At 38.7% G+C, this 24,141-nt stretch carries 19 protein-coding genes and 2 pseudogenes; 13 read left to right on the forward strand and 8 right to left on the reverse strand.

Annotated elements, in window-relative coordinates; all coding sequences use genetic code 11:
* The 4 genes from AB4140_RS08865 to AB4140_RS08880 all read left to right on the forward strand — a co-directional run.
* A partial coding sequence (locus tag AB4140_RS08865; protein ID WP_372000620.1) for a hypothetical protein occupies nt 1-1,966 on the forward strand: 1,966 nt, incomplete at its 5' end.
* Nucleotides 1,966-4,119 carry a hypothetical protein gene (locus AB4140_RS08870; protein ID WP_372000622.1) on the forward strand — a complete coding sequence of 718 codons (2,154 nt, stop codon included), beginning with the start codon at nt 1,966-1,968 and terminating at the stop codon, nt 4,117-4,119. The genes AB4140_RS08865 and AB4140_RS08870, both read left to right, overlap by 1 nt.
* A complete protein-coding gene (locus tag AB4140_RS08875; protein ID WP_372000624.1) occupies nt 4,112-4,630 on the forward strand; it encodes a hypothetical protein in 519 nt (172 codons plus the stop codon). Before AB4140_RS08870 ends, AB4140_RS08875 begins: the two co-directional genes overlap by 8 nt.
* Nucleotides 4,627-6,009 carry a tyrosine-type recombinase/integrase gene (locus AB4140_RS08880; RefSeq protein WP_372000626.1) on the forward strand — a complete coding sequence of 461 codons (1,383 nt, stop codon included), beginning with the start codon at nt 4,627-4,629 and terminating at the stop codon, nt 6,007-6,009. Before AB4140_RS08875 ends, AB4140_RS08880 begins: the two co-directional genes overlap by 4 nt.
* 537 nt (nt 6,010-6,546) lie before the next feature.
* Here the strand turns inward: AB4140_RS08880 and AB4140_RS08885 are convergent.
* Nucleotides 6,547-6,783 carry a helix-turn-helix domain-containing protein gene (locus tag AB4140_RS08885; protein WP_372000628.1) on the reverse strand — a complete coding sequence of 79 codons (237 nt, stop codon included), beginning with the start codon at nt 6,781-6,783 and terminating at the stop codon, nt 6,547-6,549.
* Between the two features lie 100 nt (nt 6,784-6,883).
* Here AB4140_RS08885 and AB4140_RS08890 point away from each other — a divergent pair, with 100 nt between their 5' ends.
* From AB4140_RS08890 to AB4140_RS08900, 3 genes are all read left to right on the forward strand, one after another.
* Nucleotides 6,884-7,408 (forward strand): hypothetical protein, encoded by a 525-nt coding sequence (locus AB4140_RS08890; RefSeq protein WP_372000630.1) that lies wholly within the window; start codon nt 6,884-6,886, stop codon nt 7,406-7,408.
* Nucleotides 7,405-8,838, forward strand: coding sequence for a DEAD/DEAH box helicase (locus tag AB4140_RS08895; RefSeq protein WP_372000632.1), 1,434 nt, complete (start codon nt 7,405-7,407; stop codon nt 8,836-8,838). The genes AB4140_RS08890 and AB4140_RS08895 overlap by 4 nt, the downstream gene beginning before the upstream one ends.
* Nucleotides 8,839-9,279: 441 nt before the next feature.
* Nucleotides 9,280-9,525, forward strand: coding sequence for a hypothetical protein (locus tag AB4140_RS08900; protein ID WP_372000634.1), 246 nt, complete (start codon nt 9,280-9,282; stop codon nt 9,523-9,525).
* Between the two features lie 438 nt (nt 9,526-9,963).
* Here AB4140_RS08900 and AB4140_RS08905 read toward each other — a convergent pair whose 3' ends face one another.
* Both AB4140_RS08905 and AB4140_RS08910 read right to left on the reverse strand, forming a co-directional pair.
* Nucleotides 9,964-10,347, reverse strand: a complete 384-nt coding sequence (locus AB4140_RS08905; RefSeq protein WP_372000636.1) for a hypothetical protein — start codon at nt 10,345-10,347, stop codon at nt 9,964-9,966.
* Nucleotides 10,348-10,457: 110 nt separating this feature from the next.
* Nucleotides 10,458-11,141 carry a hypothetical protein gene (locus tag AB4140_RS08910; protein WP_372000638.1) on the reverse strand — a complete coding sequence of 228 codons (684 nt, stop codon included), beginning with the start codon at nt 11,139-11,141 and terminating at the stop codon, nt 10,458-10,460.
* A 438-nt stretch (nt 11,142-11,579) separates the two neighbouring features.
* Here AB4140_RS08910 and AB4140_RS08915 point away from each other — a divergent pair, with 438 nt between their 5' ends.
* Nucleotides 11,580-12,482: a reverse transcriptase family protein gene (locus AB4140_RS08915; RefSeq protein ID WP_372000640.1), complete on the forward strand. Its 903-nt coding sequence runs from the start codon at nt 11,580-11,582 to the stop codon at nt 12,480-12,482.
* 339 nt (nt 12,483-12,821) lie between these two features.
* Here AB4140_RS08915 and AB4140_RS08920 read toward each other — a convergent pair whose 3' ends face one another.
* The 5 genes and pseudogenes from AB4140_RS08920 to AB4140_RS08940 all read right to left on the reverse strand — a co-directional run.
* Nucleotides 12,822-13,277, reverse strand: a complete 456-nt coding sequence (locus AB4140_RS08920) for a hypothetical protein (protein WP_372000642.1) — start codon at nt 13,275-13,277, stop codon at nt 12,822-12,824.
* A 484-nt stretch (nt 13,278-13,761) separates the two neighbouring features.
* The gene (locus AB4140_RS08925) at nt 13,762-15,969 is read right to left on the reverse strand and encodes a DEAD/DEAH box helicase (protein ID WP_372000644.1); all 2,208 of its coding nucleotides are present in this window, start codon (nt 15,967-15,969) and stop codon (nt 13,762-13,764) included.
* A complete protein-coding gene (locus AB4140_RS08930; protein WP_372000646.1) occupies nt 15,966-17,276 on the reverse strand; it encodes an ATP-binding protein in 1,311 nt (436 codons plus the stop codon). Before AB4140_RS08930 ends, AB4140_RS08925 begins: the two co-directional genes overlap by 4 nt.
* Entirely contained in the window at nt 17,277-19,562 is a 2,286-nt protein-coding gene (locus AB4140_RS08935; protein WP_372000648.1) for a TerB N-terminal domain-containing protein, read from the reverse strand.
* Nucleotides 19,563-19,954: 392 nt separating this feature from the next.
* Nucleotides 19,955-20,372: pseudogene (locus AB4140_RS08940) on the reverse strand (IS5 family transposase); the annotation flags it as partial.
* A 215-nt stretch (nt 20,373-20,587) separates the two neighbouring features.
* On the opposite strand from AB4140_RS08940, the pseudogene AB4140_RS08945 reads away from it, so the two are divergent.
* The 5 genes and pseudogenes from AB4140_RS08945 to hemF all read left to right on the forward strand — a co-directional run.
* Nucleotides 20,588-21,238 (forward strand): annotated as a pseudogene (locus AB4140_RS08945) (DNA-processing protein DprA); the annotation flags it as partial.
* A 2-nt stretch (nt 21,239-21,240) separates the two neighbouring features.
* Nucleotides 21,241-21,714 (forward strand): DUF494 family protein, encoded by a 474-nt coding sequence (locus AB4140_RS08950; RefSeq protein ID WP_076541718.1) that lies wholly within the window; start codon nt 21,241-21,243, stop codon nt 21,712-21,714.
* Nucleotides 21,715-21,846: 132 nt separating this feature from the next.
* Entirely contained in the window at nt 21,847-22,410 is a 564-nt protein-coding gene (locus AB4140_RS08955; RefSeq protein ID WP_102436456.1) for a type I DNA topoisomerase, read from the forward strand.
* A 93-nt stretch (nt 22,411-22,503) separates the two neighbouring features.
* Nucleotides 22,504-23,070, forward strand: a complete 567-nt coding sequence (locus tag AB4140_RS08960; protein WP_102436458.1) for an L-threonylcarbamoyladenylate synthase — start codon at nt 22,504-22,506, stop codon at nt 23,068-23,070.
* 39 nt (nt 23,071-23,109) lie between these two features.
* Nucleotides 23,110-24,030: an oxygen-dependent coproporphyrinogen oxidase gene (gene hemF / locus AB4140_RS08965; RefSeq protein ID WP_102475877.1), complete on the forward strand. Its 921-nt coding sequence runs from the start codon at nt 23,110-23,112 to the stop codon at nt 24,028-24,030.
* Nucleotides 24,031-24,141: the final 111 nt, after the last annotated feature.

The raw sequence follows: 24,141 nt of genomic DNA on the forward strand, positions 1-24,141 counted from the left end.
CAAGGGGGGGGGGCCAGCGTACGTAATACTAAAACAGCTTAAAGCCTTAACGAGGCATCTTAAAAACTCCCCTTATTTAGCAGAGCGTCATAAATATTGGAACGAGATCTGGTATGGGTATAGGACGTTTTGGTTTACCGACGATTCTGTGGGTAAAACCTTGCACTCTAGGAACTCTAGTTGGTCGACATTTAAACGTTTTATTGAGTACGCAATGGCTGAAGGAGTTATTCCTACAACAGTATTTCCACCAGGAAACCCTAAACTGCATAATAGGGACGCTATAAGGGACGCTGCACTTTTGACGGCTTTAGAATCGGATAACCCCGTTGATTATTCTGGCATAATTCCCATTGATCTAAGTCGTGATGATGATCAGTATCTTGATGAGCTAGAGAGGAGTTTTTTGTCGGTAAAGCAAGATTTTTTAAATGCGGCTAGAAAAGAAGTAGCTGCGATAAGAACGCAATTTTATCAAGGTACCCAACATGCAGAGTTAATTGAGTGGGAAGCGTTAAGTAAACTAATCAACACATCAATTAAAAATGAACACCCATACAAAGAAAGGGTTAAAGGTCGATTGGTGCATATATTTAGTCCAGAGCATCCTAACTATAGATCAAATATATTGTGCTATATCAAGAATAAATATAGCAGTATTTATTTTGGACCAAGGCGTTGTGGCTACGATGAGGTATGCGACGAACAACTATTAAAACTAAACCAGCCTGTAGCTAAAGACTATAGGTATTTAAAAATGTATAGAGATACTCTATTAGGTCACCTTGGAGTCATGACAAGTAGGCGTACAGTACCATTTTTGGTTCTTTTATTAATAAAGCACCCAAAGCTTCGAATATCCTCCCTTCTTGAACTCGAAGTTGAAGATAAGTACGGAAGAATGGAATTCGCTTACACATTGGGTGAACATGGCGAAGTTAACGTAATTAAAATTACTAAGAACAGAGCGCATGAAGAAAAACACGAAATGCTGGATGAAGAGTCAACCAGCACTCTCCATTTGCTGTTTGAATTAAATCAACCCTTTAGAGAATACTTAAAGTCTAAGGGGGATCCGAACTACAAAAAGCTATTTCTTGTAGTTAATGGCGGTGATTCCTTTGGTAAGCCTAGACCTTGCTACTGCACCAGTATACAGAAAACTTATGGAACAAAAGCTTATAGCGTTATAAAAGGGATTGAGGGTCGTCAGAATGAAATACGCGTAGCTAAAAAGTCATTCTTATACACAAATAAGGACCTGCATCGTTATGCAAGTATCGTGAAGTTAAAAGACTTTTCTAGACTTGGAGGAATTCTTAAGTGGTTTGAAACACTAGGGGATTTAAAACAAGCAAGTGTAGTAATGGGGAATACAGTCAAAGTGTGTATGAATTCATATATCCCTAAACCAATCCAAAACCTGATGAATAAAAGGGCAATTAGGAGGTTTCAAAATTTATTAATATGCGCAGCCACTTCCGATAAAGAATGCATGTTAGAGGCCACTGACTTTTCTTGTATAAGGGAAGTGCATCAATTTCTAAGCCAGATGATAACAGGCGATGTAGTTGATAGCACAGATAGCGCGAGTTTAAAGCAGCGTTTATCTGTCATTATTGACAATTATCAGGTTAGGGGCACCAGTGAGGTTGATAATAATGACTTTGATAGTGATAAAAAAGTGAGTATAGCTGTGTGTGAAAATTCGTTAGCAGCTCTATTTCTATATGAAGAGCATATAGAGGCTTCTAATTTTTTCACTAATATGAAACAGGATGCAAGTGAGGAAACAACCCCGCTGTTTTGGAAAGAATTATCCAAAACATTAAAATCATATATTCCTAATAATAAAGCAAATAGAGAGCTTAACTCGGTTTATAGTGGCGCCTTATTAAGGGCTGAAAATCTAAGGGGGAAATTAATTTTCCCTGAGTTAATAGCAACAAACAATCGGGAGGCATAATGTCAGGTTTTGTTGGGGATTTATCTTTTTTGAATGATAACCCTACTACTCAAACTGGAACTCCGTCCGCGGCCTGGTTAAATGATTATAATGCTAATATTTGGGTTCTCACTACAGGCAGTGATCGTGAAGAAATTAATTGGAATGTTTCTCTTTATGATGGCTCACTTATCACCGATCCTGAAAACAGTTATATCCTTGAAACCCTGAAAAGAATTACTTTTGAGTCTAGACATCACCACCTTGGTGGTAGGGTCGTGAGTATTAAAAGAGTTAAGGCTTTACATAGAGTATCTATGTGTATTTTAGATTGGGTGGTCGCTTTTGGCGATATATATCAACCTAAAGAGTATGCCTTTTCACTGCTCGATAGTGATGCTATTAAATCTATAATAAAGATTTATGTTGATAATCGCGCTAGTGGATTGAGACTTTATGAATCGAGGTTTACGGATTTTTTTAAATCAATTTTAAGTGATGAAGCTGAGATGGAGGTGGCACGGATAGGGTTATCAAAAGCCCCTGAAGCCTTAGTGAATAAAGGACATGATGTAGAGAACAGTGAATTTTCAAGTGATGAAATTCGCCTTGTTAAGGGGTGGTTATACAGCAAAAATGTTTATGCTTCAGCAAGGAACTATACTTATAAATCAAGAACTGGAAGAGAAGTTTTTACGGTCAATGGCAATAAAGTTTTTAATTTAATAGGCGTGGAATCGGCCATGTCACTCCCTAATTATTTGAGTTTGTTTTTTAGGCAGTTTGAGAGTGTAGAAGATTATGACCACTTATACTTAGTCGTATTTAAATCTGATTTGCAGTACTTACCAGCAGATTATGAATCCATAGAGGATGGTTGTAATACCCCATCTACAATGGGATATATGCAGTATTTGTTCAGTGTATTTGGGTTAATGAAAAGGTTGTCATCATTTGTTGACGGCCTTCCATGTGATACCACCTTGGGAAATATCAACTTTTCATCTATAGCAAAACAATTCGGTGCTGGCGGAGATAAACATACAAGAACGACCCCTGTCAATACCGCGCTGCATATGCTTGGAGAGAGTATTGAGTTTTTCTTGGGACACGGTTCTGATATTTTTAAGAGAGTTTCTCAATGGAAAGTGAGCTCGAAAAATATTTTTGATGCACGGGACGGTTCAAGTACCTGGACTTTACTTGACTGTGAACGGCAAGCATTGAAAGTAACTAAACCAGCCCCCCATTTAGATAACTTAAACATTGTGAATGTATACAGTATCTATAATTCAAATTGTTATGACAGAAATGACTATGGAGGACATTTAGGTTCTGTTCGCCTTAAGAGTGAAATGACTTTAGAGGACAGTGTGCTTTCACTTGTATCAGCTTGCTTTATTATAATTTCCACCTTGTCAGCGAGACGAAAAAGCGAGCTAATGGATCTTAAAAGAGGTTGTGTTAAAGGGAGAGAAGGTGCTTACGAACTAGAGTTTCATTTACGCAAAGCTGTGATAGATGGAGAAAGAGTTATATTGAGGCGACCAATCCCCAATATTGCCGCAAGAGCAATTTTTATCTTAGAACAACTAACCCGTGTATTGGGTGATGATTCAAATGAAAGTTATATATTTCAGAGTTTGATTGATTTGAAAGCCACGGGTAAAAAGGTATCGCCTAACACTATAATTGATAATGTTAATCGATTTTGTGATTATATTGATGTGCCACTTACTGAGGACAATAGAAGGTGGTATCCGAAGTCACATGAATTTCGACGTTTTTTCGCCATCGTGTTTTTTTGGCAATATAAATACTCTAATCTTTCCGCAATATCTTGGATGCTTGGGCATGTGGACCTTGAGCACACCTATGCATATATAAGGGAAGTAGTTGGTGGGAGGGAAATGACAGAGGAAGAAGCTAGGTATGCATCTGACGCTGTACTCGGAGATGATGAATCAAGTCCACTGAAGCAACTACGGAGTATGATCACAAGTCATTTTAAATGTGCAGATGTATCTCTGGTTGAAAGAGATGAACTAGAACTATATTTGGAGATGTTAGTGGAGGGTGGTGTATTTTCTGTACGTCCTCACTCTTTTAAAACTAAAGAAGGGGTAAAATTCGAGATGGTTTTTGAAATATTCGAAAAGGTGTCAAATGAGTAAAAACATATCTAAATTAGGAAGTGTTAATGCTTGTGAGGCACTTCTTCAAAATATGATCGAGAATCCGTCAGCATACGATTCGTTCAACGTTTCTCTATTAAATTCGCAGAAAGCTTTATCGTCTATGGAGATGCCTGAACGTGGGATTACGTCTATGAGCCTTAACCGATGGAAGCATTATGCTGATAAAGCTTTACCTGGAGGTTGGCGGTGTCTAGATAGGCTTCGTAAGCAAGCATATAAAGCTTTGAGTAAGAGCAAGGAAAGTCACAACTATCCTTCTCGCGGTACAATATCGGATTACAAGCAAAGACTTAAAAATAGTCAAAGCGATAATGCTCAGCTTATCAACGAAATTGCTCGCTTTGGGGAACAATACACGCATTTGCTCGAATTCTGTCATATCCGTTCGAGACAAGATAAATCTTTCAAGGCTCTTTTTGAAAGCCATTTAGATAGGTATTCATCACCCAAGGAATCAATTCGACTTGTCGAGAGCGGAAAATATTGAACACTATTAATAAGCTATGGAGACTTACTGATTCTGACTGTCGTATTGTATCGCATATGACACCAAGAGGCGCTGTACACGAAAGAGCGCCCAAAACACCTGTAATGTTTTGGCCTGATGGATGTGTTTGCTGGCCCGTGTCTATGTGGCTAGTTAACAATAAAAAAAATTACTTAGATGAAAAAAGAAGAAAAGGCTCTAGAAATGACAGCGGAGGAACAACTGTAACTTACGCTAGTTTGCTCTCCTCTTTGGTGAGATATACTTTTCATAATCGAGTTAAGGATTTCTCAGCTTTGTGTGACGATGACATAAAGCAATGGGTTAAAGATTTGAGGAGTGAAAAGAGCTTACATAATGACTTGTTTGAAAGAAGATCGGACACACAAATAGGCAACATTATAAGAAAGGGTCTTCATTTCTTACTTTGGTATCAAAAGATGATGTTGCCGCATGAAAACTTAATAGGTTTCGATGTTGGTAATCAGATCACCATCCAAGAAAAGACGGGTAAAAGTGGAAACCATAACTTCAAGTATATAACTCATCGACATATACCAGTAAATAGCAGCCCAAAGGTGGTAAGAGCGGTTACTCATGAGGATATCACTAAGCTATATGATTCACTAAGAAAAGTAACGAAAAATGGTCTGAAAAGGAAGCGGGATGAAAATGTTTTAAGAATGCTCGAAGCTAGTGGCGGCAGAAGGGTCGAAGTCTCTGAATTGACAGTAGATAACATAACTAAAGCTTATAAGTCAGGTTTACTCGAATTAGATACCGCTAAAAACGACGTTACACAGCCTAGAGAAATCCCTATCGCTGTCGAATGGTTGTTGCCTGTAATTACATATATTCAATCATTTAGAAAGAAATTAGTAAGAGATTTAATCGAAAGCGGCAAGATTGAATCTGATCCAGGTTTTTTATTCTTAAATTTGAATAATGGTAAGAGGCTATCTGAGGAGTCGATAACAAAGTTAATCTCAACACTTCGAATAGCAGCAGGTATCACCCACAAAGTATGCACCCATATGTTTAGACATCGCTTTATTACAATACAGGTGGCAACTAGACTAAAAGGCTTTAAGGATAAGAAGCTACCTATTGATGTTGCCCATACAATTTTAACTAAAGTAGCAGTCTTATCTGGACATACGAAACCGGAAAGTTTGAGTCCATATATTGATTTGGCTTTCGAAGAGTTAGATATCTGGGGTTCATCCGATAAGGTTTTAGCTGTGAGGTCTAAAGTAGAAGGAAGTTATCGTCAAATTCAAACACTGAAGAATGAACTTGGCGACTCTAACCTGACAAGAGCAGGTATTCTAGAAAAAGTTGAATTACTACTAAATGATCTTATGTCTTGCGATGATTGATATCAAAACTAAATTAGGTTGGAAACCAGATTTTTGAGAAATCGAAGCTCTTTCTATATCTTTGGGTTGTGAAAAATAATCAAAACCAGAAACCCTCTCCAAGCTGAAGTTGGTGTTAACGGTCCAGTAAGGGCTGCGAAGACCTGCAATCCAAAGAGAATGATACAGAATTATGTATGGTTTTATGTGTGTTATTTTGCAGCATCCAAAAGTGATCCGAATCTACCATATATTTGCACTTAATAATGACCCATTTCGATAGTGAAAATTAACCAACTATAAATAGGGTTGGGCTATAGCAGCCAACCCTCCCATAATCATGTCGGGAATTGACTCTAAAACCGTGGCCAATTTTACTTGACCACTACAGTACCAAGATGAGGTAGTTTGAGTAAAAGGCTGCAACTTTTGTCAGTTGCCAATTTTAAATCTTGATTCATTTGCTAAATTTTTGATTACTTATTAGGGGCAATATACCTTAAAAATCTTAGGGTTTTCATATAAAAGGTCACGAATGTGATACTAGAGTTTTTTAGGTTAATCTAAATTGATTTTATGCTTTGTTCTTAGCGGCATTATCTCTTCAAACTCGCAATTTAATGCATTGGCTAATTTGTATAATGTTGCTAATTTTATATTGACTAAGCCTCGTTCCATTTTGCCGTAATTGCCTCTTTCTATACCGACATACGCAGCAAAGGCTTCTTGGGAGTAGCCCGCCTCCTTACGTTTTTCGCGCAACATGCCACCAAACTGCTTAATTAAATCACTCACCCTACGTTTCCCTTAGGTAAATGATTAGATTTTCATGTTGAGCGCTGAAGCACCACGCCCTATAATACCCATTATTGTTTTTAATTGATTAGGATTTACTTTGAAATTGGACCCTTTTGTTGCTCAAATCATCCTGAAAAATAACTTTGACAACTTCAGCACGAATGATGTCCGTTCAGGCTATTTAGCATTAAAAAGTGATGACGCTTTAGATCCTTCCATTATTCGAAAAAAAATATATGCCGAACTTTTAAAGCTGGTTAGGAGAGGTTGGTTAACAAAAGTGATATCAAAACCCAAAGGGCTAACCCGCTTTAAAAAAACAGTGGATTTTGACATTGAAACGATAGCACTAAAGAGCAAACCTGTATCGACAGCCTTAATCAATAAGCGGAATAACAAGCAAGAGCAATTGCTTGGGAAGTTGAATCACTATAAAGCTGAATTGTTATTGAATATTGGCGAGTCAGAGGCATACAAAGAACTTTATTCAGAGTTCCCTGAATTAGTCGACACGATACAGCCAGAATACAATCTAGCCAGAGACAATAACACTAAGATACTAGGGAAGATTAGAGCCATTGAAGGTTTACTTAAACAAGAAAAAACACTTGAGAAAATATGAAACTGAGACAATGGCAAAAAAGCTGTATCAATAAAGCATCAAAGCAGTACTTAAGCGGCAATAATCACTTTTTAACCTTAGCAACACCTGGAGCTGGTAAAACCTTGATGGCTTCAGAATTAGCCAATCACTTATTAAATAGCAATCTGATTGATTTAGTTATTTGTTTTTCACCTTCTTCGATTGTGTCCCAAGATTTCTGCCATAGCTTGCAATCAAGAATTAATCACAGATTTGATGGTTTGCTCGGTGCTAAAGGACATTCTATGACTTATCAAAGCTTACAACATCTTGATGGAAGCTTTTGGGAGCTATTCACTAGATATCGAGTGTTTGTCATATTTGATGAAATCCACCACTGTGCAGGCTCTAATATTGAAAATGCAAATGCGTGGGGAGAGCAAATAATATTAAACATTCAAGGTAAAGCGAAATATACATTGGCATTAACAGGAACTCCTTGGCGCTCAGACGCTGCTCCTATCGTTCTTTCAAAATATATGAACCCAGATGGTAAAATATTATGTGATTACGTTTATGGCCTTTCAGAGGCGCTTAAGGACAATGTTTGCCGCGTACCACAGATCGTTGCTGTTGATAATAATCATATTTCAGTGATTGATGACGATGAAACCAAAACCTTTAGCAGCTTTCGGTCTTTGCTATCTCAGTCAAGTGTTCCTTATCAAGAGATAATAGAAAACGAAAAGGTCATTAATTACATCATTTCTTCAGCCCAAAAAAAATTAGCTGCAATAAGGGCAAAGAACTCAGACGCAGCTGGATTAATTGTTGCTTCATCCATTGAACATGCAAAGCAGATTTCAAAGCTGATGAATGCCAACTTTAATGAAGATGCCGTTGTTGTTACTTACAGAGAAAATGACCCAAGTTCTATCATTCAACAATTTAGGCAAGCTGATAGTAAATGGATCATTTCGGTTGGAATGATTAGTGAAGGAACTAATATCCCTAGACTACAGGTTTGTTGTCATCTAACTAATATCAAGACAGAAATGCATTTTAGACAGATTTTAGGAAGAATACTGAGAATGACCACCTCCAAGAATCAAGAAGCTATTTTATACATGCCTGCAGAGGCAAAGCTTTTAGAGTTTGCATATCGTGTTAAGCAAGATGTGCCTTTTGAAGCTGATGTGGTCCAGTTTGAAAAGATGAAAGAGGGTGATAAAAATAATATTGATGATGCAACTGTTGCAGAGGCTTCATTTGGTAAGGAAGGGAAAACTAGGCCTCAAATTGAACTGAAACTCTCTGAGGATGGTAGCTTTACTGATCATCCAACCTTTAACGGAAAGAGTGAAACCGTTGAAGAACACTTTTTATCAAGCTCATATGACAAAGTCGTTAATGTTTTCGGGCGATTTAGACAAGAATCCATTGCATTGGGATTAAGTGAATTGCGTTGATATTTGCCGTCATTGTGTAATTAAATTTGTGACTAGATAGAGCAAGTCAAGGCTAATACATCTGAGCTAGTACAGATGATTAACGGCTTGAACAGCTTGTTCAAAAAAAACCATCATCTTTTGAAATTTTTAGGTAGCTTTACAGAAAAGGCAGTATCTACTTTCAACTCAACTTTTGATGAGGAAATCTAATTCATGGTGTCACCATATTAATAGCAGCGTGTGTCAATTTACAATTTTTGACAGAATTTCTCTTTTGCCCCTAAAAAACTAGGCTACGAACAAACTTTTGGACAAACGTACCAACCACGAAACGCGAACAACATTATGAGTAATATTGAGTTTTGATACAGGCTAGATTAACAATTACGGTACTCTTATTTTGATTTTGTAACTTTATCAAGTAAAGTAAGCTTACACTTAAACGTATAGGTGATAAACATGACAGAAGTAAAAAAACACGGTGGGTATCGCCAAGGAGCGGGTAGAAAAACTAAATATGAAAAAACAATAGTAATGCGAGTGCCTGAAAAATATAAAGAGGTCATAAAAGAGTTAATTTCCCACCTGGATAGCACTGCTGGACTCAGCCATCATTTTAATAAGTCTGAATCAGAGCCTGTATACCTCCGTTCTTTAGAGGACAAAAAGCAGCATATAACTTTCGTGACTAAGCCGTTTAAATAATCCTTAGTAGTTATTTTATATTTAGCGAAGATAACCCTAAGGAAGTCATCTTGATAAAGTTACAAAATCAAGCTGGCTAATTTTTAGGAGTGCCACAATTAATAATTTATTATCCTCTCCCACCTTGTTTTACTGATTGAGCAAACAATCACCTTAACAACAAAGTTTGAAACTCATTTCTGGACAGAAGTAAGCTAGAAAATAAGTGCAGCTCTAATTTTTCATATAAAATCACATACAGAAGACTTCTAAGCAAGCTGCCAAATTCACCCAACCACTACACTAAGGGGGGCAGTACATTAATCCTTAATGGTATTAAGCACCTAAAGCTAAAAGCATCTCACCAGATCTTTATTGGATGCATAGTTTTATAAGCTAGAATGCAAGTACAGCGAAGCCAAGTAAATGAGCCCTAAATTAAACTCAAGTTGGCTGAAACTACATAGTTACCCTCCAGTTATCACCATCTCTTTTGACCATTCCTTTTTTTTCCATAGCTACATCTCTTGCTTCTTTATAGGTTGTAAAAATAAAATCACTTTCTATAGGCATAATTCCACGAAGGAAGTAATACCAGTTTCCTGAGCCATTCTTTGACTGATGTAAATCATGCGAGCCTTTTAATCCAAGCTTTAATAATTTTTTAGTAATTACTTCCACAAACTCTAAACCAGCCTTCTCATCAGAACCAAACCCTTGTGAACCAATATTTAATTTTTTTGATTCACCATTCAACCTTGCTTTTACCTCCTTAATAACGGCTTCCACTTGAAGTTCTTTATTGCCGGGAATTAAGTGCCAAGGGAGGTGGCTATTATCCATAATATATTGCCCTCTGTTATTAATGCAATTTCACAAGTTTTGTAGATATTTTAATGGTTCTAATTTTTGAATTGCCACTAAGTTGATCTAATACTAATAAGGTTTGTGAATTATTTATGATTACTATGACGCCAAATAAAACCTTCCCCATCACGACTTCTTACTACAGAGCCACTTTTTTTACTTTTTGCATAGCAACTAGCATCTTCAAATGATTCGAATAGTGATGGCGGAGTCTCAGTTTCTTTAACCGCTAAAGGTCGAACCTCATCTTTCTCTTTACACACCAATCTTAAAATTATTTTAATATTTTTCTCTTCATCATACTCCAACTTTTTAACGTTACGAAATTGTTGTGAACTTTTTCCAGAAAGACCTGTACCACCTGCAGAAACTCTTTGCGGAGCACTTTGTTGGGGAGAGTACCCTTGATTCATGCCACCTTGTTGCTTGCTAAACGGTATAGAAATAGCTTTCCCAGGCATGAATAATACTGAAACCAAGCCTAAATCTATTGTTTTTATCAATTTAGCTTTATTAGCTTCATTACTCTCAAACTTTAAAAAAGTAAAGCACCCATCTTCAGAAATAGGCCTGTCTATAGTAGAGCTACTATTTGATTTAATTCTAAAAGTACCTACAGAAACACCATCGATATGAACCTGTGCATCACAGTCGTTATAATTACGATTTGTAAGAGTAATCGAATATTTTGTATTATGTTCAAGGCAAACATATCCATTATCTAACTCATCACCTGGAGTTATATTCACCTCATAGTCATTAAACTTCATAAAGCAATCCTTATCTAAATAAATGTAAGTAATCAGTCTGTAATGGTTTATCACATCTGGCCATTCTATTGGAGGTTATATTATACTTTTGAGGGGAAATGCAACCAACTTTACCTCAAGGGATATCAATCTTAAACACGTAATGGGGAAGATCCGAGTCAGCGAAGATGTCGCTGGCTCGAAAATGGACTTAAGCTTGCTACGAATTTTTTAAGTTGGAATTCGTCGGAATCGTTAAGAGTTTGTCAAACCTATAATTGAGTGGCTTAGTCCACTACTCTACTACAGTGTCGATTTCGTCATTTACACCAAAAACTTTTCGTAAATATGTTAAATTTAGACGCAGTGAGTAACTTATCGTGATAAAGCTAGGGTGTGTGCCTGATGAAAGTTACTAAGATACTTGAAAGCGACTAGGTAAGGTTATTATAGAGGTACATGATGCAAATAAATCGACCAAAATGGGAGGAGGTTTCTACAGGGGTATGGGAGTTTCCTGTTCCTGAAAAATACTTGCAAGAAAAAAAAGGAGAAGTTAACTGGCTTTTTTTTGCGCCCCCCCCAGTACTCCGAATCAGGCTGACTTCAGTGAAATCAGGTCAAAAGGTTCGCCCTATCTATGCGCCAAACGACTTCTCTAAAACGCTATATCGAGAGCGATTAGCTGAACTCTACAAAATATTCTCAGAAATCGAGTCTCTAAAAGTGGCATATGGCTTCATACCAAATCGAAATGTCATAGAGCAAGCTATACGTCACATTCATTTTAAGTACACCATAAGTTTAGATATTCGTGACTTTTTCGATAGCATTAAGCCAAAGCTGGTCAAAGGGTTAATACCCGATGAAATGATCCCAATGCTATTTATTAACGGTGCTCCTCGTCAAGGATTACCTACGAGCCCGATCGTCGCCAACATCGCATTTAACAGAGTTGACCAAGAGATCACCGCATATCTATCAACAATAGAAAGTCTAATCGAGAAAGAAAACCCCTTTCAAACGCTCTCTAAAGGCGGGCTGCAAAATTTCGAATATACTAGGTATGCTGATGATATATCCATTAGCATTAATGACGTTGGTAGCGTGGATCGAGTTATCAACGGAATTCAAAGAATACTGGTCAAACACGGATTCGAATTGAATAGTAGAAAAACTAAGTTACTTAAAGCTAAAAATGGCCGTAGGGTAATTTGTGGAGTTGGTGTTGATGAAGCGAACGTATACCCCACCCGCAAAACACGAAAGAAAATCCGAGCAGCAATACACCAGTCGAGTTTCTCTTCTCTTCTAGGTTTGAGGTCGTGGGTTAGTTCTATAGAAAAAAAGCAGCCTGAATAGGCTGCTTATATCTAATCACGAATGTATCCAGAGCTCGCGATGATTTGAATACAGTAGATAACCAAATTTAGTGGACGAAACATCACACCTTCAAGTTACCCAAGCTAATTAGATGCTTAGATTATATCAATATCGTAAACAGTTTACTATTTGTATTCAGTGGCAAACTGTGTTGAAAACTAGATATAGATGCCCAATCATGGATTGACTGCTTCTAATGAATTAGAGGATATGACTTAACTTGGCGGCTAAATAAAGTAGACGAAGCATGACACCTTCAAGTTAACTAGATAACTCTGGTTTTCCTGCTATACGATGAATATTAGCTATTTACTACTATTACAATGGTGTGTAGATAGAGTCTTTGGAAAATGATTCTATATTGATAAATTGTGCCGACGTCGAAAACTTAAAATCTAACGCAATTAGAATGGCGTTCTTAAACGCGTTTTTATCTCTGATTAAATATGTTGCACACAGCTGTTCACTTTTTGTCATTAGGGTAACGACAACTTCGTGTTTTTTGGGATCAATAATCAAGCGGCTCAAATGAGTTCTCCCACTTTTTACAACATCCTTCCGATCGAGAAATACAGCTTTAGGGGCCAGAGCAGGAACAGCTATAACTCCATGCTTAAAGCACCACTTAAAACCGAGTTGAACAATCATTTGGTTAAACTCCGTTTTCTTAGACTGAAAACACCTATTTTTGTCAGATATGGACCTTTTTCTACGATAAGCTGGGGGCTCCCAGTCACCATTACCAGGGCCAAAGACATCTTCCCAATCGCTCATAAGGTATCCCCTTCTATCTAACCTTCTATAAATCAAAACACATCATACCGTGTCAGTGCAATTCAATCTTCCTAGTGTTTCGACACTGATTATACGTGATATCATGATCTGTACGAGTCCCAAATTTAGCCTACATCCATTTATATACAGTTTGTATTTTATTGCGCCCTCATTTTTCGCAGATAGACAAACCTTCTCAGCAGTTAGTAATGTTTCAAACTTTGGTGTGAAGAAGAGGATCTTCCGTTATTAACACGAGGGAAAAATTCAGAGCGTAAATTGTTAGGGTAGCCTCTCTAACAAAGAATTTATAGTGGCACACTAATTTTGGCCACTCTATTGAAGGTGATATTAGATTATTGAGGGTAAATACAAATGACTAAACCTCGAGAGATATCCATTTAAAACACATTTCGGGGCAAAAACAAATCAGTGCATCTCGACCCGTTCGTGTTCAAAGCACTATCAATTAGTAACGATATTACTATTCCCCTGATTCCAGCGAGAACTTCTCAAGCCATTTTTTAGCACCGTTAGTGTTAAATGTTTTGGTTCCATACCCAATAGATAAAACCTCTTCAGGCAGATACTCATCAAACTTATCGACCTGCTTTTCCAACACAAATTCAGCTAGCATGGTTTCATTAGGCAATTGGGCTTGGGCTAGAGCTTGTAATGTCGCTTTCACATCTTCGAGGGATGTTTTTTCTACCTCAATAACTCCCGCATAAGCACCGGCTTCATAGCCTTCGCTAATAAGTAGAGCTACGATCGTATTTACTATTTTGTCTCCCAACCATGTGAATATGTAGGTTGTATTACCTGCCTGTAGCAATGATTTGTTCGCGAGCCCTGCTGCATTAAAAAAAACTATACTTTCATGGAATAGTTCTTTGGCTGTTGTATCTGCAAAATCTACTTTTTGGTCGCCAACGGATATTTTGTAATCGCCTTCTTTAAGCATGCAATACATTTCTTGGCGAACTACGTCATGAATTGACATCCCGCCACCACCGAACTTTGGCGGCTTCCCACCTTTGGCGAACTCTACGTAGATAGCTTTTTTGTCGGTATCAACATCTTTTACTCTCCAGCGTTTTCCAGCAAAAATAATATGCTGGCCAACTAACACAAGTGAATCAACAGGCAGTGTTCCAATTGTATTTACGCCACTAATAACCCTGAACTCTTCTGGAGTTTTGAATACCGCATAAAATGAATAGTGATTTGTAATGCGCTCACCAGATAGCCCTAAAACAATCTCACTGTTACCTAACTGCGTTATTAGTTCTGTTTTCCCCATATGACTCAGGAGAGCTTTAAAGTTCTCAACTCCGACGTTCTGAAAAGGGCCTTCCTTACAAAGTAATTTAAACAACTGCTCCGCTCTAATACCACCCCATTGCGCAATGACTGCAAGTGTCTGATGCAGAAGTGCTGAAAAGTGGTAAAGGGACGTATCAGCAGGCTCATACCATTTATTGCTAATTAATAATTTGATCATTGCGAGGGATTGCACTAACTCCAGTCGGAGTTTATCGATAACACTCGAATCTTTTGTTAACTCATCTTCAGCGATCAGCATTCGAAGTATAGATGGACCCCCACGCCGTCCGGAACGTCCCATTCGTTGCCTTAAACTAGAAATGGAATGAGGTGCGGTTACTTGAACAACCGAATTTACTTTTCCTATATCGATACCCAATTCTAATGTCATTGTACAAACAGCTGTAGTAGGTAATTGCTCTTTTTGAAGTCGCTTTTCCAAGCTCTCTCTAAACTCTTTCGAGAGTGAACCATGATGAGGGAAAAACTCATTAGGTACGATTTTTTGATCACAAAAATCACTTAATGTTGCGGCTATACTTTCAGTTCGCTTTCGACTGTTTGCAAAGACTAAATGATTACCTCCACGGCAAAATTTGAACAAATCTTGGCATATTTGGCATTCCGCATCTACAGGAGCCTTATCATCTATACTTGCCGAGTTGAGATAACCTTTAACTTGAATCTTAAAGGTCGATGTAGAGCGCGAATCTTTAATTATTTTGCATGGAAAGGATTGGTTTGGTCTAAGTGACAATGGCACCTTTTCCAATTCACCGAGTGTTGCACTCAATGCCGCCCTGGGAATGGGTGACTTTAATCTCCCTAGAAGATGCTCCAAACGATGAAGCAGGGAAAGTAAGTGATGTCCACGTTCAGTGCCAAGAAAGGCATGGAATTCATCAATAACAATATATTTTAAATTAGAAAATGCAGACTTCACCCAGCCAGCATCACGAATAAGCAATGACTCAAGTGATTCTGGGGTAATTAGTACAATACCAGCTGGTGAACGCCTTAATTTATTCTTCCTACTTTGTAGGCTATCACCGTGCCATGGGGTAACAGGCATATCCAGTAAATCTGAAAGGCTCTCTAAACGTCTATCCTGATCATTGATTAAGGCTTTTAGTGGGCTGATATATAGAATACCAACCCCTTCTTTTTGATCTGCTATGGCACTGATTGCTGGTAAAAAAAAAGCTTCAGTCTTACCCGCAGCTGTTGAAGCACTGATCAGAACATCAGTTTTGGCAGATAGTATCGGATCTATAGACAAACATTGTATTTCTCTTAAGTTTGCCCAGCCTTGCTTAAAGATCCATTGTTGAACCCTGATATCTAGCTTTTTATATTCGTCGATCATAGTTTAAAGTCAGCAAGTCCATCTTCGCTCTCTTCTACCTCAAGTTCGACATCTGAGGGTTTTTCTTCTTCAATAGAAACCGATGAAATTAAACTGTCCCATACAATAGATGGATTTTGATCAACTACCGCAAGCATGTCTAAGAATGCTTTTATTGTATTACGAGGAGTCCTGAAATAAGCGTCCCCAATTGTCTGACTACAGTGGTGAAGAAATGATTTAAGCGCCTCATCAGGCACAAGGTACTGCGATTGGTCACCAGAAGCATAGACGTGTCGTAAATTTTTCAAAAGAATATATAGCTCTTCTGGTGTAAGGCTAGCCAGGTGCAATGCTGGTGAGGAGTAGTCAATTACACCTGCTTGCTTAGCAAATGTATTTCCTGCTAGACGTGACTGAAGAGCTTCATAGCTATATAGCCCCTTTCTTGGATCTAATAAGAACTCCGGCGTACCACCTAGTAGAAAACCAAGGTGCTCCGCTGACCCTTGTAAACAATCATTAAGCATTCTTAGAATTTGCTCATAATTAGACGTTCTTGCTTGAGTGCTATGTAGCTTGTACAAATTAACCAATTCATCGAGGTTAACAATCAAGCCTTGGTATCCTGCTTGCCGAACAAATAGACTTAACAGTTTTAGAGAGTCGTAAAAGGATGCATCCGTAATTATGCTTCTGACACCTAAGTCTTTACGGGCATCTGTCTTGGTTGAATACTCAGCTCTAAGCCACTTGATCGCATTACTTTTTAAGTCATCATTATCTTGCTCATGTCCTAGCCAATAAGCTTCGATAACTTTGGCAAAGTCGTATCCACCAACTAACTCTGATAACGACGAAAGGCGCTCATGAATAACTACGGTTATTTCTTTGTTTGATGCATCAGCTTCTTTTCTAGCTTCCGTAATAAATTTTTCAACGACACTTGTTAGAGCGTTACCGTCAGACTTATTTCGTGTCGACATGTTACGCATTAACTCAGAGTAAAGGTTACGAGCTTGACCTGATGAAGCATGAATGCGGCGATCCGGTGATAGATCAGCATTAACGGTTACCAATTTTCTTTCAAGAGCGATAGATCTTACAACACTCAAGAAAAATGTTTTTCCCGAACCATACTCACCAATAATGAGTCTAAAAGCAGAGCCACCATCTGAGACACGTTCAATATCTTGAATCAGTGCTTTTAACTCTTTTACTCGGCCCACTTGAATGTGTTGGATCCCTACTTTTGGTGTTACTCCTGACTTTAAAGACTGGATAATTGCATCTCTTTCTTTAGACCGTATTTTTTTCGCAATCATCATTTATCCTTTTAACTCTTCAACAATTTCAAGATCTACATAGATGTCACCATCATCATCTAATACCGGAGCATCTACTTTTTCATAAGCCCAGTCATTGATAGTTTCTATCGCACCATCGACCATGAGACTAAGCTTGCCACAAAATTCATTAACTTCATTACGCGACCATGTTTCTTTACTGAGCAATGTGTCGAACAACTCTTTATGAGCATGGTCCAATCCATCAGACTCTGCTTGCTCGCTAATAACGTCTATTTCAGGTTCATCATCAACTGCAAAAATGTTTTCTAACATTGTCTTGGCGTCACTTGTTTCACTTTCATGCATAGCCAAAATGCCTTCATCCAATTTAAATGTATTGGCGCTAGTATCGGAACTTTCCGAACGAGTAATAGTACGGCTACTCGAGGAAGTTAAATGATGGATATCACTAGTAACAAGAGACCTATCCAACCCAAGTGAGGTGTAGAGTTTTTCGATTTGTTTGATTTCTGTTGAGTCTACTTTCCCATCAGCTAGTGCTATGGAAATCATGAACTTCTTTAGAAACTCAATTTCATTAGTTTTAAGCTTTTCAATTCTTGCTTTCAATCCAGCAGTATTTGCTGGGCTATTTAATCTCCAGATCAAATAGGCTTTGAGTGAGTTTTTTTCTGATTGGCTCATATTTTCATCTTGATCTACCAGTTTTTGAAGTACTAACTTCTCTTCTTGATCAACGTAGCCATCGATTGTTGCTACCATTGCGCCAAGCCTCATAGCTAAGCTAACTTGATTGAATGCTTGGCTTGGTTCAAAGAACTCACCATGAGCAGGTGTGAACAGTACAATATTGCCATCAGCTTTAACTTTTGCTTGATGAAAGCGTTGATCTGGGGCAATTCCTATATTCGCTTTGGTCGCTAGATTGGTTAGTAACTCGTGTTCTTTTTTATTTATGCCCTTCGGAAATGGCATCCCAGTGTGGGACCAAAACTCTTTAACAGTAGTAAGCCCATCTTGGTTTTCTATGACTTGTTCTGCCCACTTTTTAAATTCTCCAATGACAGGGGAGTTTGACTCATTTACCAACTCTTTAGGCAATAGCATTAATGCTGCAATATCATTTTTAGAAGTATCAGCCTTACCCAGGTATCTGCTGTAACTTGCCAGTTCCTCGGTACAAGCTTCTGCAATGGGAATTAGTTTCTTAATGGGGCCTTTTAGAATGCTCGGATCGGGTAATTCCTCAACAGCTAAATCAATCCCATGAATACCATTACTTGCGGCATTATACGAAAGACGCAGCTTTGTTTTATTAGGCTTAACTGATATACCTTCGCCAAATTTTTGCGAAAAACGGATTTCAAAAAGTTTTCTAAATTCTTCTTCGCATCTTCTCGCTGGCATTTTGAGAGAATACTCAAAAGTATTTTTCAACCAAGCTAGAGCTAATTTAACTCCAACTATCTGGTCATTAACAACTGTATTAGCTAATTTAATTTTGAATGATAAAGCATTATGCGTATCGGGTATTTCGTCCATCCGATACTCAAGTAAAGAAGGCCTGAACAGAGCCATCAATTCTAGAAAGTCAGATGAATATCTATTAAATGAACGGTTGGCACTAAATACTTTATTTAAGCGTAGAACCTCGTCGAAGATAGCTATGAACTCTGGATCAGATACATCAGAGGTAGCTTTGTTTTCTATGATTCTTCGTTCAAAGCCGTAGAAATAAATGAAAACATATCCAATTGGTATATTGGGATTTGAACGCTCTGAAGCTAACCAATCGAGATATGCTCCTCTACAACCTTGAGATAGTGATGCATAGCTTGGCCAATATCCTAAGGATTCATCAGAATGTGTTTCTGCATTTTCATTTAAAGGAGGCTTAGATACAGGTCTCTTTTCATCAACTAACGAAGGCTCTATCCCATACCCATCAAGAGAATTCATTACTCCACCAAAGTAGAAAAGACCTCTTTTGAGTTTTCGACCATTAATAGTTAACTGTTCACTTTCTCCAATCCATCGACCCTTTTGCTTATTCGATGATTCTTCAAGTTCATAACCAAAACTTGTCTCGATCGTGAATGTTGCAAATTCGTCATCATCACTGCAGTCAAATGAAGAAACTGATGATGTATTCACGCTAGATGAAGCAGAGGAACTAGTTCTATGCCTTGATGTTTGAGACGGTGCATTTCTAGTTTTTGATTTATTAACCGTATTAGATTTCGACGTCCCAGATATCCATAAGTACCCAATATAGATAGCAATCGCTCCTAAAAAATATTCCATTATCTTTCCTTACGCGTAAAAGGGAGAGCCATCAAGATGAATTCCTCATTATTTTAATTACTTATACGTGTTCAACCAATAGCCACAATGGAAGAATATACTCTTAGTTAAATATAAGGCAAACACTTCAAGTGAAAAACGCTAGGTGTAGTGGATTAGCAAACTTGGTTAGATAGTTAGAGTTCTAGGCATGAAAAAAAGTAAGTCAAATGATGCTTTAGTGAAGAGTTTGTTCAATCGGTCGAAACACACAATGGGGCAGAGCTGAGCTAGGGGCAATTTAGTTAATAGGCTCAGATTAGCGAAACCAGCAGTAATCCAACCCACTTGGCAATTCTTAACTAACTAGACATACTTACCTCTAAATATGCATTCAAATGAAATTAATAATTGCCGTGCTTACGGGTTTTCCACTCACCTTCACCGTAGACTTTGAGGCCTGTAGAATCAATAACAACATGGGCCACAGGACCATGGCTCTTTGCTCTATATTTGATTTCAACAGTCTTGGCTCGCTTACTGATACAGCTATAACTCGGGGGAGGTCAGTGGCACATCCATAAGTTGGAATACCGAATTGGTAAAGCCTTCAAGTGCTCGTAGTGACAAATTGAATACGCCTTTAACAACCAGCGCAGTTTCAATAGCAACATCGGAGTAAATATACCCTCGTCCACTGCGACCATGATGCTCGATACATAGCCAAGCCCTAATGGCTTGCTCATCAATCCGGAAAGTTAAAGAACCACGATTAACGAGCGCTTTATTGTACTGAGACCAGTTGGTTATTTTGTGCTTAGACTTTCCCATCTTGCTGCTTCCGAATCGCTACCTTGGGAGATCAGACTCGTAATGGGGGCTCAAACATGTTAGATAGAAGTATCATCTTATTTATTTTGCAAATTCCTAACGAAAACACTTCCTAATTAGGAGGTATTATCTTTCGAATTTAATTTATCAGTTTCAAACTTAATTTAGCTTTCACAATTGACAATATAAATAGTTTTAAATCACATTCCATAAAAGGGATTGATGGTGCAGCCCATAAAGGAGCAGTAGACAGTAATGGCGTAACCCTTGCGGTATTAGGTACTGGTGTTGAATGTATTTACCCTAAACGCCATAGCAATTTGTATCACCAAATCCAGCATCAAGGTTGTGTACTGAGTGAGTTTTGGCCGCAGGTTGGCCCCTATGCAGGTAACTTTCCTCGGCGAAATCGCATTATTAGTGGTTTATCACTGGGCACGATTGTTGTGGAGGCAACGCGCAAAAGTGGCTCGTTGATCAGTGCGCGCTTGGCGATGGAGCAAAATCGAGAAGTGTTTGCAGTGCCCGGCTCGGTGCTCGGTGGCTATAACCAAGGTTGCCATGACTTGTTAAAAAATGGCGCTAAATTGGTAGAATGTGCAACAGATGTTGTTGAAGAATTGTCCGCATTGACGCAGTTTCACCTTGAAAATGTCGCTAATCGTCACCATATAGCAGATAATACAACAAATTTGCCATTTTCTGCGCTGTTAGCTAGTGTAGGTTATGAGGCTACTAGTTTAGATGCAGTAGTCGAGCATAGTGGAAAGTCGATAGATCTGGTGTTAGTTGAAATGCTTGAACTTGAATTACAGGGCCAGGTGGCACAAGTGCCTGGTGGTTACGTCAGATTAGAGAGGAGATAACCATGTTTGATATCCTCATGTACCTTTTTGAAAACTATGTTCATAGCGAAGTAGAGCTATTAGTTGACGAAGATGAGCTTACCAAAGAGTTAACCCGAGCAGGTTTTCATCAAGCAGATATTTTGAAAGCCCTGTCTTGGCTAGAAAGATTGGCTGATTTACAAGAAGGTGATAAACCTTACTTGTGCAATCATGCCCAGCAGTCATTCCGTATTTATACCAAAGATGAAATGGATAAATTGGATGTTGAGTGCCGTGGGTTTTTATTGTTTCTTGAACAAATCCAAGTGCTCAGTGTTGAAACCCGTGAAATGGTCATCGAACGGGTGATGGCGCTAGATGAAACCACCCTAATCTTGGAAGATTTAAAGTGGGTGGTGTTGATGGTGTTATTTAATGTACCAGGCAACGAGTCTGCTTATGAGCAAATGGAAGATCTTATTTTTGAACAGCCTGATGGGCGGTTACATTCTTAAGTCTTTAAACCTATTGTCATGAGTTAACTAAATAAGGAGGCTAGGCCTCCTTTTTTGATCGTCAGCTTGGCTATTTTGTCATCCCTGTGTAACCTGAATAGGGTGACACCTTTATGTAATATTGAGAGTAAAATGTCTAAAATCGATCAGCAATTGTTTACTGTGCACGAGCATGCTTTGGAGAAAGAGTTTGAACTCTGCCCAAAGTGTGGCTGTGAGTTGTCAGTTAAAAATAGTAAACATGGTGGATTCATAGGCTGTAATAATTATCCTACTTGTGACTTTACGCGGCCTCTAGTTCAACATGAGTCCATTGAAACTCAAGTGATAGAAGGCTCTGAATGCCCAGAGTGTGGCAATGAGCTGGCAGTTAAGTCTGGCCGTTTTGGTATTTTTATTGGCTGTACTCACTATCCTGAATGTACTCACATTGAAAAACACGATCACGATGAAAATGCAGAGGTTATCAACTGCCCCCATTGTAAAAAAGGCCATTTAGAATCTCGTACCAGTCGCTTTGGTAAAACCTTTTTTGCCTGTAATACTTACCCTAAATGTAAGTACTTAGTGAATTTTCCGCCCCATAATGAATCTTGCCCTGAATGTAATTTTGGTATTTTAGTTGAGCGTAAGGGCGCAGCTGGAAGCCGTTTAGAATGCCCGCAGAAATCATGTAAATATAAGCGTCCAATATAACTTTTTTGACTCTATTCGCCTTATATCAGTATTTGTTCATATCCTTATTGTCTGTATAATTTATCGATAATTTATAAGATTAAAGGGTATTTCATGCAATTGTTGCATCCAACAGATGTTACTGAAGTGTTTGAGCAAGGAGAGGTGTTTGCTTATCCCACTGAAGCCGTTTATGGCCTTGGCTGCGATCCTGATAACCTATCAGCTATTCAAAAGTTACTTGAAATCAAACAACGTCCTTGGCAAAAGGGCGTTATCCTAGTTGCCAGCGACTATAAACAACTGCAGCCCTATATTGATGAATCACAACTCACAGAGGCACAACTTGCCTTTGCCTTTAGTAAGTGGCCAGGGCCTTTTACCTTTGTGATGCCAATTAAGTCAGAGGTTAGCCAATTATTATGTGGCGAGTTTGATTCCATTGCGGTGCGAGTTTCGGCTCATCCAGTGGTAAAAGCATTATGTGACGCCACTAATAAAGCCATTGTTTCAACTAGTGCTAATTTAGCCGGTCATGCGCCCGCACTGACCATAGCAGAAATTCAAGATACTTTTTCCACTACTGTTGCGGCTGTGATAACTGGTGATCTTGGTGCTCAGCGCCAGCCTTCAACCATTATCGATGCTCGTAGCGGCAAAATATTACGTAACGGACAGTAATTTAATAAAAATAATCGAATAAACAATAAGGAATTTGATATGGCAATGCCTGATGCCGCAGTCGTAAAGCAGTACCTGTTATCCCTACAAGCCAATATCTGTGCTGGTTTAGAAGCATTAGATGGAAAGGCCAGCTTTCAAGCGGAATCGTGGGAGCGCGCCGAAGGTGGTGGTGGCACCAGCAAGGTGATGACCGCAGGCCATGTATTTGAACAAGCTGGTGTTAACTTCTCCCATGTGATGGGCGCAGCAATGCCGGCATCAGCCACCGCGCATCGTCCAGAGCTAGCTGGACGTAGCTTTGAAGCTATGGGCGTGTCATTGGTTATCCATCCTAAAAATCCTTTTATTCCTACAACTCATGCGAATGTGCGCTTTTTTATTGCCCATAAAGATGGCGCTGATCCCGTATGGTGGTTTGGTGGCGGGTTTGATTTAACTCCTTACTATCCATTTGAAGAAGATGTGGTTTCATGGCATCAAACCTCGGCCGATATTTGCGCCCCATTTGGTGATGAGGTTTATCCCAAATATAAAAAGTGGTGTGATGAATACTTCTTTTTGCCTCATCGTAATGAAACCCGTGGGGTCGGTGGATTATTCTTTGATGATCTCAATGAGCCTGGTTTTGATAAGAGTTTTGAGTTTATGCAAGCCGTGGGTAATGGTTTCTTAACGGCTTATTCGCCGATTGTTGAGCGTAATAAAGATCTTGAATATAACGATGATGAGCGCCAGTTCCAACTGTACCGTCGAGGCCGTTATGTTGAGTTTAATTTGGTTTATGACCGTGGCACTTTATTTGGCTTACAAACCGGTGGTCGCACTGAGTCTATTTTGATGTCTATGCCGCCCTTGGTTCGCTGGGAGTATGGCTTTACCCCAGAAGAAGGCTCCCAAGAGGCGGAGCTATACGAGCGCTACCTTAAACCACAAGATTGGTTGAAGCTGGAAAGCTAGCTTTAAATGAGTCGGTATAATTTAGTCGACAGGTTGGTGGCGGTGCGGAATCGATTCTAATGTCTATGCTTCATCATTAGCTCGCTGGGAATATGGCTTTACCCCAGAAGA

The sequence above is a fragment of the Shewanella sp. 10N.286.51.B2 genome (genome assembly GCF_041469265.1).
In the GTDB taxonomy this organism is placed as follows: domain Bacteria; phylum Pseudomonadota; class Gammaproteobacteria; order Enterobacterales; family Shewanellaceae; genus Shewanella.